Here is a 14,557-nt window from a genome sequence, read left to right on the forward strand (position 1 = left end):
ATGCCGGGAGCCTACGACCTGCTCTGGCGGTCCGTGCCCGAACCGGCCGCAGTGTGGCCGGTGCCGCAGCCGAACCCGTCGGCCCGGTAGGCGCCGTCCGCGTTGAGGCGAGCCTCGGTGGACAGCAACACATCCGCCTCCAGCTGCCGCGACTGCTTGGCAGGCGTGCCGTCACCACCCATGCGACGGTCCGCCGGACGCTCGTACAGCGGAGCGCCGCCGCACATGGCCTCGGTGAACCGCTGCCGCCCGGCGAGCTGACGCTGCTGCGCCTGCCGCTGGTAGGCCTCGCGCCGCTGCGGGTCGATCGCCTGGATGAACGCCTCCGGATGCACCACCGCGAGCAGACCGTTGACGTGCCCGAAGCCGAGCGAGGTCAGCAGGCCTGCCTTGAGCGGGAACCGCTCGCCGAAGCGCAGCGGCTCGCGCGCCCACACCAGGTGCGGGTACGCCTGCATCTTCTCGTCGACACAGTCCAGGCTCCGGTTCGGCGGCACCACACCGGTTTCCAGCACCTGGCACAGGCCGATCAGCTGGAACGCGGCCGCGCCGCCCTTGGCGTGCCCGGTCAGGCTCTTCTGCGAGATGACGAACAGCGGTGCGCCCGCGGAGCGCCCGATGGCGGTGGCCAGCCGGGTGTGCAGCTCGGACTCGTTCGGATCGTTGGCCGCGGTGGAGGTGTCGTGCTTGGACACCACCGCGATGTCGTCCGGCCCGACCCCGAGCTTGCGCAGCTCGGCGGCGAACCGGGACTCGCGCCCGCCACGCCCCGCACCGAGCGCGCCGAGACCGGGCGCCGGGATGGAGGTGTGCACGCCGTCGGCGAAGGACTGCGCGAAGGCGACCACACCGAGCACCGGCAGACCCATCTCCACCGCCACGTCACCGCGGGCCAGCAGCACGGTGCCGCCACCCTGCGACTCCACGAACCCGCCGCGACGGCGGTCGTTGGCGCGGGAGAAGTACCGGTCGCTGATGCCCTTGGCGCTCATGGCCGCCGAGTCCGCGGTGGCCGACATGTCACCGAAGCCGACGATGCCCTCGATGCCCAGATCGTCGAATCCGCCTGCCACGACCAGCTCGGCCTTGCCGAGACGGATCTTGTCGACGCCCTCTTCCACCGACACCGCGGCGGTGGCGCACGCCGCCACCGGGTGCACCATGGCGCCGTAGCTGCCGACGTAGGACTGCACCACGTGCGCGAGGGCCACGTTCGGCAGCGCCTCCTGCAGGATGTCGTTGGGCCGCGACTCGCCGAGCAGGTTGTCGACGTAGAGCGAGCGCATCGAGGACATGCCGCCCATGCCGGTGCCCTGGGTGTTGGCGACCAGGCTCGGGTGCACCCAGCTCATCAGCTCGGCCGGACTGAAGCCGGAGCTGACGAACGCGTCCACCGTGCAGACGACGTTCCAGAGCGCAACGCGGTCAACCGAGTTCGCCATCTCCGCGGAGATGCCCCAGATGGTCGGATCCCAGCCGGTGGGGATCTGGCCGCCGACGGTGCGCGACAGCTTGGCCCGGCGCGGCACCCGAATCTCGGTGCCCGCCTTGCGCGTCACCGTCCAGTCGGCGGCATCCGGCACCGGGGCGATGACCGTGTGCTCGGGGTCGGCCTCGTGGAAGGCGCGGGCCTCGGCCTCGCCGCCGACCGTGAACGTCAGGTCCTGATCCAGGAACACCGAGGTCATCAGCGGCGCGCTGTTGTCGATCATGGCGCCGTCGTCGCCGTAGCGGCGCACGCCGCAGCGGGCGACGACCACGTCGTGGTACTTGTCGGCGATCTCGGATTCGGGGACGTAGTCACCGGATTCGGCGTCGTACCAGCCGGGCTTGGGGTCGTTCTCCCAGGTGACCAGGCCGGTGGTCCAGGCGAGTTCGAGCACGCCCGCGGCCGAGAGCTGATCCTCGACCTCCATCTCGAACCGGGTGCGCGCCGAGCCGTACGGGCCGAGCTCGCCCGCTCCGACGATCACCACCATGTCGGCGAGATCGGTGGTGACCGAGCCCCATTCGGGCACCGGCAGCACCGAGGACATGGTCGGCGGCGCGGGCAGTGCCGAAATCGTGGCTGCCGCATCGGCTTCCACGGTCTCCTCGGCGGCCTGCTCCGCGGCCTGCTTGGCCAGTGCGGGCAGATCGAGCTTGGCCTTGGCGAGTCCGCCGGTCAGGTCGATCTGCTGCGGCCCGGCCAGGGTCACCTGGCGAGCGCGCGAGGTGCACCACTTGAGCAGCTCGTCGGCCATCTCGGCGGTGGACCAGGTCTGCACGCCCGCCTGCTCCACGGCCTCGACCATCGGGTCGTTGTGGCCCATCAGCCCGGTGCCGCGCACCCAGCCGATCATCGCGTGCACCAGGGTGACCCGGGTCGACCACGACTTCTCGGCGCGCCACTTGGCCACCACCGCGTCGAGCGCGGCCTTCGACTCGCCGTACGCGCCGTCGCCGCCGAAGAGGCCGCGGTTGGGCGAACCCGGCAGCACCACATGCAGTTTCGCGTCCACGTCGTGGTCGGCGCCGAGGGTGGACAGGCCACCGATCAGCCGTTCCACCGACCAGAGCAGCACGCGCATTTCCATCTCCGCGCGGGCACCCGCGTCGGCGAGGTCACCGGCCACCCGCGGCGCCGCGAACGGCAGCAGCATGGTCGGCGTCATCGCGTCCTTGGTCTTGATCTTCGCGCCACCGGCGTTGTCGACCTGTTCGGTGCCGACCCACTCGATCAGCGCGTCGATGTCCTGGTAGGAGGCCATGTTCGCGGGCACCACCCAGAGGGCGGCACCGTGGCGGGCGTTGTCCCGGTACAGCTTCCGGTAGAAGCTCAGGCGATCGTCGTTGAGGCCCGACGTGGTGACCACCACGGTCGCGCCGCCGCCGAGCAGCCGCCCGGTGACCGCCGCCGCGATGGAACCCTTGCTGGCGCCGGTGATCACCGCGATGTCCGCAGACCAGATCCCGCGATCGTCGGCGGTCAGCGCCGCCGTGGCGATGCGCTCGTACACGCCGGCGAGCACCGAGCGGGCCTCGTGCTTGGCCCGTTCGCGCCACCAGTTCGCCTGCGCTGCAACGGCTTCACCCGCGCCGAGGTAGCCGTCGACCGGCAGCTGCGCGGACTCGGCGTCGTCGCCGAGCCACAGCTTGGCCAGATCCTCACGGGCCGTGGCCCAGCGGTCGTCGAGCAGCACAGCCTTGCGGGCGTCGAACGCGGGCGCGACCAAACGCGGCCAGTCCGAACCCAATTCGGCCGAGACCAGGTCGACCAGCGTGGTGTCGGTCGCCTCCGGCGCGGACACCTGCTCGGTCAGGCCGAGCTGTTCGAGCACCACCCGGGCGGCGGTCGCGAGCACGCCGTCGCGGCCGGTGATCTGCTCGGTGAATTCGCCGAGGGCGGCCGCGTCGACGGTCGCGCCGCCGCCACCACCGGTGGAGGGCAACGAGACCGCGACACCGCGGCGGGCGGCGACCGCCTGCACGGCGGCGTCGATGGCCGCGTCGACCGAGGCGGCGTCGCCCAGCGAGCCGTTGACCAGCCCGCCGAGGTCGCCACCGCGGACGCTGGCGCCTTCCCTGGTGCCGAGGGAGACCTCGGCGGTGACATGGCTGGCCCAGCCGTCGCCGAGCTCCCAGACCTTCTTCACGCGCTCGCCGATCGCGGCCGGGCGCTTGCCGGACGGACCGAACACCTTGCGCAGGTGGTCACCGATCGAGTCGGACAGCACCGAGCCGAAGGGCTTGTAGGTCCGGGCGAGTCGCTCGACGGTGACCGAGAGCGCACCCATGTCCGCGTCGGCGGCACCGTCGATGGCGCCGAGCGAGAGCTCCGTGCCGAGGTCGACCAGCAGCTGGTTGCGGCGGGAGGAGACGCCGTCGCACAGGCCCTCGATGGTGTCGACCGGGCCGATCTGGTCCAGTCGCAGCTTGGTCCACAGCGCGATGAGCACGCGGGTGGCGTCGGCCGCGGTGAACGCGATGTCGTCCGGGCGCGGTCCACCGGAGCTGGCCACCGGCGCGGCGGCCGCGACCGGTGCGGCAGCCGTGGTGGCCGAGGCGGTTTCGACGGATTCCTCGATGGGCTCGTCGACGGGGGCGGGATCGGTGTCGGTCGAGTAGACGATGCCCGCCTCGCGCTCGATGTTGAGCACCTCGACCGTCGCGCCGCTGAACGCGGGCAACTTCAGCGTCTGGCTGGCCAGGTTCGCCACCGTCGGCGTTGCGCCCAAACCGATTTCGACGAAACGCTCCACGCCGAGGCCGCGCTTGGGGACGGCAGCCGACGAAGTCGGCGGGGTGGGTGAGCTCAGCGCGGTGTCGGTGAAGAGCAGGTCCTGGGTCTCGATCCAGCGCACGGGGCTGGCGAACTGCCAGGCCAGCAGCTCGACGAGCACCACGCGGCACAACTCGACCGGGCGCGCCGCCCAGCTGTCGAAGTCGGCGAGCACCGCGGCCAGCGGCTCGGACGGCACCAGATCCGCGATCTCCTGGATGAATTCGCGTTCCAGCGAGAACGGGCGTGGCACCAGGTTCGGGATGTAGCGGCCGACCAGGATTTCCGGGTGCAGGTCGGCGGGCAGCAGCTGCTCGAGCTTGTGCCGGAACTCCGGCACACCCTTGCGCAGCACCGTGGAGTGGAACGGCACGTCGATGCCGGGCACCAGGATGAACGCCCGCTTGCCGCCGAATTCCGCACGGCGCCGGTCGATCTCGGTCTCCAAGGCCTCCAGCCCGGCGACCGTGCCCGCGATGGCGTACTGCGAGCCGCGCAGGTTCAGGTTGACGACCTCGAGGAACTCTCCGGTCTGCGTGCCGATCCCGGTGACGAAGTCGATCACCTCGTCGTCGGGCAGGCCGATCTGCGAGGGACGGATGGCGGCCATCCGGTAGTCGCTGCGGCCCTGCGCATCCCGCGGCACCAGCTCGTGCATCGCGGAGCCGCGCTGGAACACGACCTCGAGCACCGCCTCCAACGGCAGCACCCCGGCGACCGCGGCGAGCGCGTTGTACTCACCGACCGAGTGCCCGGCCAGCATTGCGCCCTCGACGAACGCACCGGCCTCGCGCAGCTCGGCCACCTGGGCGACGCCGAGCACGGCCATCGCGACCTGGGTGAACTGGGTCAGGTGCAGCACGCCGTCGGGGTGCCGGTGTTCGACACCGCGCGCCTTGAGATAGGTCGGGTTGTCTCGGACCACCGCGAGGATGGAGAAGCCGAGCGCATCGCGGGTGTGCTTGTCGGCGCGGTCCCAGATCACCTTGGCGGCCTTGGAACGGGTGCGCGCGTCCAGGCCCATGCCCTTGCGCTGAATGCCCTGGCCCGGGAACGCGTAGACCGTCCTGGGCGCCGCGGTCCGTCCGGTCGCGGTCAGCACCAGATCGCCTGCGGTCCGGCAGGACACCTCGACGATCTCGCTGCCCGCGTCCACCGCGATCCGCTCGACGCGCACGTCGATCTCCGCGCCGGGGCGAACCATGCCGAGGAAACGGGTGGTCCATGCCGTCACGGTCCGGGCCGGAATCGCGCTTTCCGGTTCGATCGCCGAGACCGCGTGCTGGGCCGCGGCCGAGAGCCACATGCCGTGCACGATCGGGCTGCCGAGACCGGCCAGCTTCGCGGCGGAATCGCTGGTGTGGATCGGGTTGTGGTCGCCGGAGACGGCGGCGAACGCGTGCATGGTGCGCGGCGCGACGATCGTGACGTCGCGACGGCGGCGCCGCGGGGTGTCGATGGCGGCGTCGGACACCGTGCCCGCCGCGCGCGGCGGATCGGTGAGCTCGCCCGCGCCGTTGCGGCCGCGGATGGCGAACCGTTCGGTGAGGGTGGCGACGGTCGGCATGGACAGCCCGGTTTCGGGACGGTCCAGCATGCCCGCGATGCGCACCCGCACCTCGACGACGCGGCCGAGGTCGGTGTCGAGCGTCTCGCCCGCCTCCGCCCGCACCGCGAGAACGCTCGGGCTGGTGGGCAGTTCGCCCGCCAGCTCGATCTGGTGGTCCAGGTGGACCAGGTCGAGCATGCCCTCGATGACGCTCGCACCGTCGGCGGCCCGCGCCGCACCGAGCACGGCGAACACGGCGGGCCAGCAGGCGCCGACCAACACGTCGGGGACGGTGCGGCCGAGCGTGCTCAGCGCCGCGGGCAGACCCGAGCCGGTCACGCCGGCGTGGTCGGCCACAAGGTCCGGCGACCAGGCGATGTTCAGGTGGGCGACCTTGCCCTTCACCTCGGGCAGCGCCTGCCCGGCGGCGACGGCGAGCATCGCGGTCATGGCGTCGTGCGCGTCGGCCTCGGTCACCACCGGAGCGCCACCGTTGTAGGTGGTGGTCGGCACGGTGATGCGAATGCGAACGACGTTGCTGCCCAACAGCGGAACGGTCAGCTCGACGTAGGAGTTGTCGGCGTCCGGGCCGGTGGTCTCGGTGAGCGTGGCACCGCTGGACGGGTGCACGGCGCCCTTGCCGTCCACCGTCCAGTCGGACACGTCGCCGAGCCGGTGTACCGGGTTGACGGTGGTGCGGCCGGACCATTCGATGTCCGGCGCGGCGAGCACCGTGTCGATCGGGCCGGTGGTCACGCCCGCCACTCGGCGCGCGTCGATCGCGACCGGCACGACGCCCGCACGCACCAGCGAGTACGCGGTGTCCTGCTCGAAACGGTCGAGCAGTTCGCCGACGGGCTCGTCGACCCGGGTGATGCCCGCGACGGAGACGGTGCCGGGGATGACGCAGACCTGGTCGGCCGAGTAGCGCGGATCATGGGCCTGCCACAGCGAATCCGACCGCCACCAGCGGCGCACATCGCCGTCCACGACCGGCACGAAGTTCACCGGCTTGCCCGGGGTCTTGCACAGGGTCACGAAGAACGGGACGTCGGCCGGGTGCAGCAGCGTCTGCTCGGCGGCCGGGTACTGCGCCTTCAGCGTGCAGAGCGCGTTGACCGGGTTCTCGAACTCCTCGTCCGAGGCGAACAGCGTCGGGATCTCGCCGCGGTCGGCCAGGTGCAGCCGAGATTCGGTGCGGCGCATCATTTCCGCGAAACGGTCGCGCCAGGTGATGTCGAGCCAGACCGAGCGGGTAGCGTCGGTGATCGCATCGCCGATGTCGCTGCCGCAGTCGAAGTCCTTGCGGCGGTCCAGGCCGACCGCGAGCTCGATGTAGCGCTCCAGCCAGTCCAGGTAGGTCATCGTCGCGACGTCACCGAAATACGGCTTGGCCGTGGCGTTCAGCGCCTCGATGATCTCCGCGCGCCGCGCGGCGACGGCCTCGGCGTCACCGGCGACCTCGTCGAGCAGGCGGCCGGTGCGCGAAGCGGCGTTGTCGATCTCGTGGATGTCGGCGCCCAATTGGCTACGGCCCGAGGCCATTCCGCCGGACGCGGTGCCCGCGCCGACCCAGTCGGGGGTGCCGGGGGTGTCCACCAGCAGCTGCTTGACCTCGGCCGCGGTGGTGGCCTCCAGCGTCGCCATGGCGGCCGTGCCGACCAGCACGCCGTCCAGCGGCATCACCGGGTAGCCATGCGCGGTGGCCCACTCGCCGGTCAGGTATTCCGTTGCGCGCTCAGGGGTTCCGATGCCGCCGCCGACGCAGACGACCACGTTCTCGTGGTTGCGCAGCTCGGCGTAGGTCTCCAGCAGCAGGTCGTCCAGGTCTTCCCAGGAGTGATGCCCCCCGGCCTTGCCGCCCTCGATGTGCATGATCACCGGGTAGTCCGGCACCTCGGTGGCGATTCGCAGCACCGCGCGGATCTGCGCGACGGTGCCCGGCTTGAACGCGACATGCGAGATGCCGACCTCGGTGAGTTCGTTGATGAGTGCGACGGATTCCTCGAGCTCCGGAATGCCCGCCGTGACAATGACTCCGTCGAACGGGGCGCCCGCGGTGCGGGCCTTCTGCACCAGTCGCTTGCCGCCGAGCTGCAACTTCCACAGGTAGGGGTCGAGGAACAGCGAGTTGAACTGGACCGCGCGGCCCGGCTGCAACAGCGTCTTCAGCTCGGCGACACGATCGGCGAAGATCTGCTCGGTCACCTGGCCGCCACCGGCCAGCTCGGCCCAGTGGCCCGCGTTCGCCGCTGCCGCAACGATTTTCGCGTCGACCGTGGTCGGCGTCATACCGGCCAGCAGAATCGGCGAACGACCGGTCAGCCGGGTGAACGCGGTCTCCACCACGATCCGGCCGTTCGGCAGCCGAACCGGCTTGGGCGCGTACGCCGTCCACGGCGTGGACCGCTGCGGCGCGGCACCCGGGGTGAGCAGGCTGCGCTGCCCGGCCCGGGTCGCGGCCGCGACCATGCCGACGCCGGTGCCCTTGAGCGAACCGCCGGTCAGCCTGGACAGCAGATCGCCGGGGCCCAGATCCAGAATCCATTGCGCGCCAGCGGCAACCATGCCGTCGACGATCTCGACCCAGTCGATCGGATCGACCAGAATCTCCTGCGCGAGCGAACCGGCCAGCGCGGCGTCGAGACCACACTGGTTGGCCCATCCGGTGACCAGGTCCACCGTGTCGGCCAGCGCCGGGTGGTGGAATGCGACATCGACGGACACGTCCTCGAAGACCGGCGCGAAGATGGCGCCACCGCGCACCTTGGCGTCGCGTTCGCGGGACTGCTCGTCGTGAATCTGCGCGCAGCGCTGGCGGACTCGCTCCAGCTGGGCGGGCGTGCCGGAGAGCACCGCGCGCCTGCGTCCGTTACGAATGGACACCACCGCGGCCGCGGCCGGGTCGACGCCCTCGGACACCTTCACCACGACGTCACGCAGCTGCTCGGGGTCGACGTTGGACACCGCGACCATCGGCGAGCGCTCACCCACCGGCATCAGCCCGCGGCGGCGCGCCACCAAACCGGCTGCGGCGCCGATCAATTGCGCGATGGCCAGCAGCTCGGCATCGCGCCTGCCGCCGGCCTCGACCGCAGTCGCCGCGAGGCGGCCCTGCGAGTGGCCCACAATCGCCACCGGCGCCTGCTCGGTCGGATCCAGTCCCTGCAGGCGCAGCGCGCGCATGGCCGCCACCTGAGAGAGCAGCACGCCGGGCATCGACACGGCGGCCGATCGCAAAATCTGCGGCGACGGGGCCGCGGAGACCTCGCCCTGGTCGGTGTCGACCAGTTCGTCCTCCAGCATCCACCCGATCGGATCGAAACCGACCGGACGGACCACCAGCAGCTGTGCCGCAACGGGTTCCAGCATCGCTTCCGCCTCGTTGACCAATGCGGTCAATTCGGGCTCCAGCGCGCTGTCGCGTCCGATCTCTTCCAGTTCATCGAGCCACTGGGCGCCCTGTCCCCCGAAGGCGAGCGCGTAGGGCGTCCCGCTCAGCAGCCGATCCAACAGCGGCGAGCGGTCCCCACCCCCGTGGGTGGCTCCAACCTTCGCGCTCTGTCCGGTACCGGTCTCGGTGCTCTCGTTGATCGTCAAGACGATTCGACTTCCTTTTCCTGGCGACGCGCCCTGCGAGACACGCCGCTCCCTCCGGTGCGCAGGTGTTCCTCAGCGTTGGGGCCTGATACGGGCGAGGATAGCCAAAATCATGAGGAAATCCTCACGTTTGCTCGGCGGCTACGGGGCATACCGCCGAGTATTCGTGCACATCCGTACCAGAATGAAGTCAAACATGACCCTTCCTCATGTTTGAACACGCTGGTCTATCGGGTTACTAACCCGTACGAAACATGAGCTCTCCTCATGTTGACAGTTATCTAATCGTTATAATCCCTGGTAGGGTTACTGACCAGTACGCCACGCCCGCCCGGAGCTTCGCGAAGTCGGTCAAGCCCGGTAGAGTTTGCACGGTCGTACCATCACGCGCGAGTGGCGAAATTGGCAGACGCGCCAGATTTAGGTTCTGGTGTCCACGGACGTAGGGGTTCAAGTCCCCTCTCGCGCACAACTTTGCGTCACGCGTGACGCAGCCGCGGGTCGGGTGCCCGAGGGTTCTCGAACACCCGGGCACCACCGCTAACTACCAGCGTTTATCAGCGCAAACATGTCGGCCGTCGGCCAGGTACGATGCTCCCCCGCGATACCCACAGGCGCTTCCACATGGAGATACAGACCATCCGCGCCGGTTCTGCCCAACTCCCCCACCGGAACTGATCCACCGTCCAGTTCGCCGCGCCCAGATTGTCCGAGTAGCTGACGTCGCCCACACCAAAGGTGTGTCGCCGGTAAACGATGACCGCCGAATCGCTGACAAGCACATCCTTCGCGCGCTAGGGTGCCAGCCCAGCATTCGCCTGGAAGTAGCGGCCGATGACTCCAGCGCTTGCTGATCCGCCCCGCGCGACCACGGCACGGTCATCGCTGCCAGCACCGATGGCAGGTCTGCTCCCACATCCGCAGCCATGGGCCGCGCCGGCATAGCTCTCAACGCGATCGCACCCGGCACGACCGTCACCCCGTTCATCCAATCCATGCTCGACACCCCCGAAGGCCGGGCCCAGATCGATGGCAGCGTTCCGATGCCACTGAACGGTCATGCCAGTCCCCAGCAGATCGCACCACTGTTGTCGTGGCTCACCTGTTCAGAGAACACCCACGTCACCGGCCAAATCATCTTCATCGACGGCGGTGCCGACGCGGTCGTGTGCGGCGATCGGGCCTGGTAGGAGGAAGTGCCGCTTTCCACGGCCGGCCCCGCGATATCTAACGAGACGCCAGCTCGGGGCGGCGAACTACAAGTCACGGGCGGCGGCGCCGCCATGTGATCATGGGCGCGGGAGCGGACGCGAGAAACGTCACGATGCGAGATAGGAGTAGCGATGGTGTCCATCGAGATGGTGCCGACGGAGGCGGCTGGCGATACCGCGCTGCTCGCGGAGCTTACCGACCTGGTGAATCGGGTGTACGAGGTCGCCGAAGCGGGTATGTGGCGTGACGGTGCCAGCCGCACAACGACATCCGAGCTGGCCGGGTTGATCACCGACGGTCATCTCGCCGTGTCGCGCGATGACGACAGCCGAATCGTTGGCGCCGTCCGCATTCAGCAATTGGCCGATGGCATAGGCGAATTCGGCATGCTGGTGTGCGCGCCCGAACAGCGCGGCACCGGAATCGGCAGTGCCCTGGTCGATTTCGCCGAACGCCACTGTGTCGATCAGGGCGCACGGACGGTGCAGCTGGAGCTACTGGTGCCCCGCAGCTGGGCGCATCCGGTGAAGGAGTTCTTGCGCGGCTGGTATCTGCGGCTCGGGTACGCCCTCGAACGTAAGGGTGAGCTGGAGGAGAGCTACCCGCACCTGGTGCCGCTGCTCGCCACCCCGTGCGACTTCCTCATCTTCCACAAGCCGATGCGCTGACTCGCGCGCCGCATTGTCCATCCGCACCACCGATCAGGAACCGCTCATGGCCACACAGTCACCGAAGCAGATAGAACTACCCCGCGACGCCCTCTCGGACGTGCTCCCTGACTCCACACTGTCCCTGTTCACCGCAGACGATCTCGCCGAACTCGTTGTCTTGCAACGATGCTGCTGGGTCCCGGAAGCAGCGCTCAACAACATGCTCGACCTCCCCCCACTGCACGAAACCCACGACGAGGTACTGGCATGGGCCACCACATCGACGACTCTGGTCGTGCGGGAACGCGAGCGTCTGGTCGCCGCGGTGCGCGGCCAGGTCGAAGGCAGCGACTGGCACGTCGGCCGGCTCATGGTCGCTCCCGACCTGGCCGGCCGAGGAGCCGGTTCCCGCCTGCTGCGCCTGATCGAAAGTCTCGCTCCCCCACACGTCGAGCAATTCATCCTGTTCACCGGCGCACGCAGCGAACGCAACATCCGCATGTATCAGAACGCGGGCTACCAACTCCTCCCCACACCGGACCCCCTCCCGCCCAACCACATCAGAGGTGCGGTCCACATGGCGAAGCCCAGGCTTTGATCAAGTCGACCGGCACAATGCACACCGACCAGATGCACCATGATCCCGCTGCGCGCATGATCCGGAACAGTTGCAGCTGCGGGCCGTCCACCGCGCCCCCCATTGGCCCGGCGTCGACGGCTAGCAGTCCAGTGCGTCGGAAGTGGCGGTCGACAGCCGCTACGGGTGTCACCGAGGATGAGGCGTGATCGAAACTACGGCGGTGCTGGGCGTGGCCGCGATCGAGCTGGGCATGGTGCTTACGCCAGGGCCGAACATGGTGTATCTGGTCTCGCGGACCGTATCGCAGGGACGGCGCGCGGGCCTGGTTTCGTTGTCGGGTGTGGCGATCGGGTTCATGGTGTATCTCGTGGCCGCCACCGTCGGGCTTACCGCGATCTTCGCGGTGGTGCCCGGGTTGTACTTGGCCCTGAAGCTGGCCGGCGCAGCGTATCTGGCGTACTTGGCATGGAAGACGTTGCGCGGCGGCCTCTCGGTGTTCGAGCCGTCCAGTCTGCCCGCCGACTCCACGCGGAAACTCTTCACGATGGGGCTGGTCACCAACCTGCTCAATCCGAAGATCGCGATCATCTACATGGCGCTGATCCCGCAGTTCGTGACCCCCGAACACGGGCGCATTTGGCTGCAGAGTCTGCTGCTCGGCTCAGTGCAGATCAGTATCGCGCTGATCGTCAACGGCCTGATTGTGCTCGGTGCCGCCAGCCTCGCATCGTTCCTGTCCGGCCGACCGCTGTGGCTGCGGGCACAACGCTGGGTCACCGGCACACTGCTGGGCGCCGTCGCGGTCCTGCTGGCCACCGACCGCACCCGCCCGGTTGCGGCCTAGGTAGACCGGCCTCGCCGGGGGCGGACGGCCAGGTGCGCGTCGAGGGTCGCGATAGCGGTATCGGCGGGCAGGCCGACCGGGTCGGTCAGCATGCGCACCGATAACCCCTCGACCAGTGCGGCCAGTAGTCGCGCCTCGAGTGCGGGATCGACCTCGGCCGCGTATTCGCCGGATTCGATACCGGATTCGATGGCCTCGATCAGTTGCGCCTGGGTGCGCTGCTGATAGGCGGACTCGATCGCGGCGAGTTCGTCGGTGACGACGGCGCGTGCGAGGAACGCGATCCATACCTTCACCAACCGCGCCCGTGCCGCGTCGACCGGAAGCCAATCCACCATGACCGCCCGCAGTGCCGCTGCCACGCCGTGCTCGGAGCTCACCTGCGCCGCGCGGTCGTCGAGGAGTTGTTCGACGTGTCTGAATGCGGCGATCAGCATTTCGTCCTTGGTGCGGAAGTAGTACTGCACCTTCGCTGGGGACACCCCGACTTGTGCGGCGACCTCACGCACGCTCACCGCTTCCATTCCCCGGGTCGCCGCGACGTCGAGGACGCCGTCCAACAGCTCGGCGCGCCGCAGGGCGTGCGCGTTGTCCGTCACCATCGCACCGCTCACTGCTACTCGACCGAATCGAGATAGACGGTGACGGCGTCGCGGGTGACACCGGCGAACTTGATCATGAATCGACCTCCAGCTCGAAAACTAGCGACGATCAGTGGCGCCGTGGCCTGACGATTCGCCGGTCCATACGACTGTACAGTACAGTCGTATGGACTACTGGGAGAGGTAGGAGATGAATTCAGGTTTCAAAGCCGTGATCACGGGCGGCATTACCCTCGTCATCGGTTTCGTGCTGTGGCGCTTCACCGGCGATATCGAGACGCCGGTCGTCACGTTGACCAAGCTGGGCATCGTATTGATGGTCGTCGGTGGACTGGAGGTCCTCTACGGACTCTTCAAATCTGTCGTCGGCAAATCCGTCACGTAGTTCTCGGGCTTGTAACGATCTACCTGCGCCCACGACATCAGAACCGCCGCAACGGAATTGCTGCACTATGCCGCGGCCATCCCGCCGTCGATTCGAGGGTCCGGTCCGCATGCGGCAAGATTGCCCGCATCATGACCGAGAACGGCAGCCCCTATCGCATCAGTCGGCGACTGGACATCGCCCGCCTCGTGCTGTTCGCCGCGTTCTTGTGTGTGATGTTCTATCTCGTCGCCGTTGCCCGCGTAATCGACATCGAGGCCGTGCGCGAGCTGATCGAGTCGACCGGACCCGTCGCGCCGCTGGTCTATGTGGTGGCCTCGGCGGCCCTCGGCGCGATCTTTGTCCCCGGCACGATCCTGGCCGCGGGCAGCGGGCTGCTGTTCGGTCCACTCGTCGGCACTTTCGTCACGCTGGGCGCGACCGTGGGCACGGCCATCATTGCCAACCTGCTCGGACGGCGTGCAGGCCGCGAGAGTGCGCGCAGGTTGATCGGAGCCCGCCGCGCCGAGCACATTGATGCGCAGATCGAGCGACGCGGTCTCTGGGCTGTCGTCGGGCAGCGCTTCGTCCCCGGGATTTCAGATGCGCTGGCGTCGTACGTTTTCGGCGCGTTCGGGGTTCCGGTGTGGCAGATGGCTGTCGGCGCCTTCATCGGCTCGGCACCGCGCGCCTTCGTCTACACCGCACTCGGCGCATCGATCGGCGACCTGTCGGCACCCTTGGCCTACACCGCGATCGCGGTGTGGTGCGTCACCGCGGTCCTCGGCGCCGTCGCACTACACCGCGGATACCGCGGCTGGCGTAGGCGTGGCGAGCGTCGAGACGCTGTCCCCGACGCAGGTTCGAAGCACGACCCCGCTGCCTGAGGATCCAC

Annotated in this window: 8 protein-coding genes and 1 tRNA gene; 7 read left to right on the top strand and 2 right to left on the bottom strand. The window is 68.9% G+C overall.

What is annotated here, in order from left to right:
* Positions 1–11: 11 nt before the first annotated feature.
* The gene (locus IBX18_RS34875) at positions 12–9,410 is read right to left on the bottom strand and encodes a type I polyketide synthase (RefSeq protein ID WP_194837730.1); all 9,399 of its coding nucleotides are present in this window, start codon (positions 9,408–9,410) and stop codon (positions 12–14) included.
* A gap of 387 nt (positions 9,411–9,797) precedes the next feature.
* Between IBX18_RS34875 and IBX18_RS34880 the strand changes: the two genes are divergently transcribed.
* The 5 genes from IBX18_RS34880 (at position 9,798) to IBX18_RS34900 (ending at position 12,696) form a co-directional block, all read left to right on the top strand.
* A tRNA-Leu gene (locus tag IBX18_RS34880) sits at positions 9,798–9,879 on the top strand.
* A 457-nt stretch (positions 9,880–10,336) separates the two neighbouring features.
* Positions 10,337–10,600, top strand: a complete 264-nt coding sequence (locus IBX18_RS34885; protein ID WP_194837731.1) for an SDR family oxidoreductase — start codon at positions 10,337–10,339, stop codon at positions 10,598–10,600.
* Positions 10,601–10,753: 153 nt separating this feature from the next.
* Entirely contained in the window at positions 10,754–11,290 is a 537-nt protein-coding gene (locus tag IBX18_RS34890; protein WP_228541461.1) for a GNAT family N-acetyltransferase, read from the top strand.
* A gap of 46 nt (positions 11,291–11,336) precedes the next feature.
* A complete protein-coding gene (locus IBX18_RS34895; RefSeq protein ID WP_194837732.1) occupies positions 11,337–11,870 on the top strand; it encodes an N-acetyltransferase in 534 nt (177 codons plus the stop codon).
* A 184-nt stretch (positions 11,871–12,054) separates the two neighbouring features.
* The gene (locus tag IBX18_RS34900) at positions 12,055–12,696 is read left to right on the top strand and encodes a LysE family translocator (protein WP_194837733.1); all 642 of its coding nucleotides are present in this window, start codon (positions 12,055–12,057) and stop codon (positions 12,694–12,696) included.
* Here IBX18_RS34900 and IBX18_RS34905 read toward each other — a convergent pair.
* The gene (locus IBX18_RS34905) at positions 12,693–13,298 is read right to left on the bottom strand and encodes a TetR/AcrR family transcriptional regulator (protein WP_194837734.1); all 606 of its coding nucleotides are present in this window, start codon (positions 13,296–13,298) and stop codon (positions 12,693–12,695) included. The genes IBX18_RS34900 and IBX18_RS34905 overlap by 4 nt on opposite strands.
* Positions 13,299–13,488: 190 nt before the next feature.
* Here IBX18_RS34905 and IBX18_RS34910 point away from each other — a divergent pair, with 190 nt between their 5' ends.
* Both IBX18_RS34910 and IBX18_RS34915 read left to right on the top strand, forming a co-directional pair.
* Positions 13,489–13,683: a DUF5708 family protein gene (locus IBX18_RS34910; protein WP_194837735.1), complete on the top strand. Its 195-nt coding sequence runs from the start codon at positions 13,489–13,491 to the stop codon at positions 13,681–13,683.
* Between the two features lie 131 nt (positions 13,684–13,814).
* Positions 13,815–14,549, top strand: coding sequence for a TVP38/TMEM64 family protein (locus tag IBX18_RS34915; RefSeq protein ID WP_194837736.1), 735 nt, complete (start codon positions 13,815–13,817; stop codon positions 14,547–14,549).
* Positions 14,550–14,557 lie beyond the last annotated feature (8 nt).

Source organism: Nocardia sp. XZ_19_369, assembly GCF_015355715.1.
In the GTDB taxonomy this organism is placed as follows: Bacteria; Actinomycetota; Actinomycetes; order Mycobacteriales; family Mycobacteriaceae; genus Nocardia.

Excerpts from the sequence above, each read along its gene's own strand:
- IBX18_RS34905 (WP_194837734.1), bottom strand. The coding sequence starts at position 13,298 with ATGGTGACGGACAACGCGCACGCCCTGCGGCGCGCCGAGCTGTTGGAC.
- IBX18_RS34890 (WP_228541461.1), top strand. The coding sequence starts at position 10,754 with ATGGTGTCCATCGAGATGGTGCCGACGGAGGCGGCTGGCGATACCGCG.
- IBX18_RS34915 (WP_194837736.1), top strand. The coding sequence starts at position 13,815 with ATGACCGAGAACGGCAGCCCCTATCGCATCAGTCGGCGACTGGACATC.
- IBX18_RS34895 (WP_194837732.1), top strand. The coding sequence starts at position 11,337 with ATGGCCACACAGTCACCGAAGCAGATAGAACTACCCCGCGACGCCCTC.
- IBX18_RS34885 (WP_194837731.1), top strand. The coding sequence starts at position 10,337 with ATGGGCCGCGCCGGCATAGCTCTCAACGCGATCGCACCCGGCACGACC.
- IBX18_RS34910 (WP_194837735.1), top strand. The coding sequence starts at position 13,489 with ATGAATTCAGGTTTCAAAGCCGTGATCACGGGCGGCATTACCCTCGTC.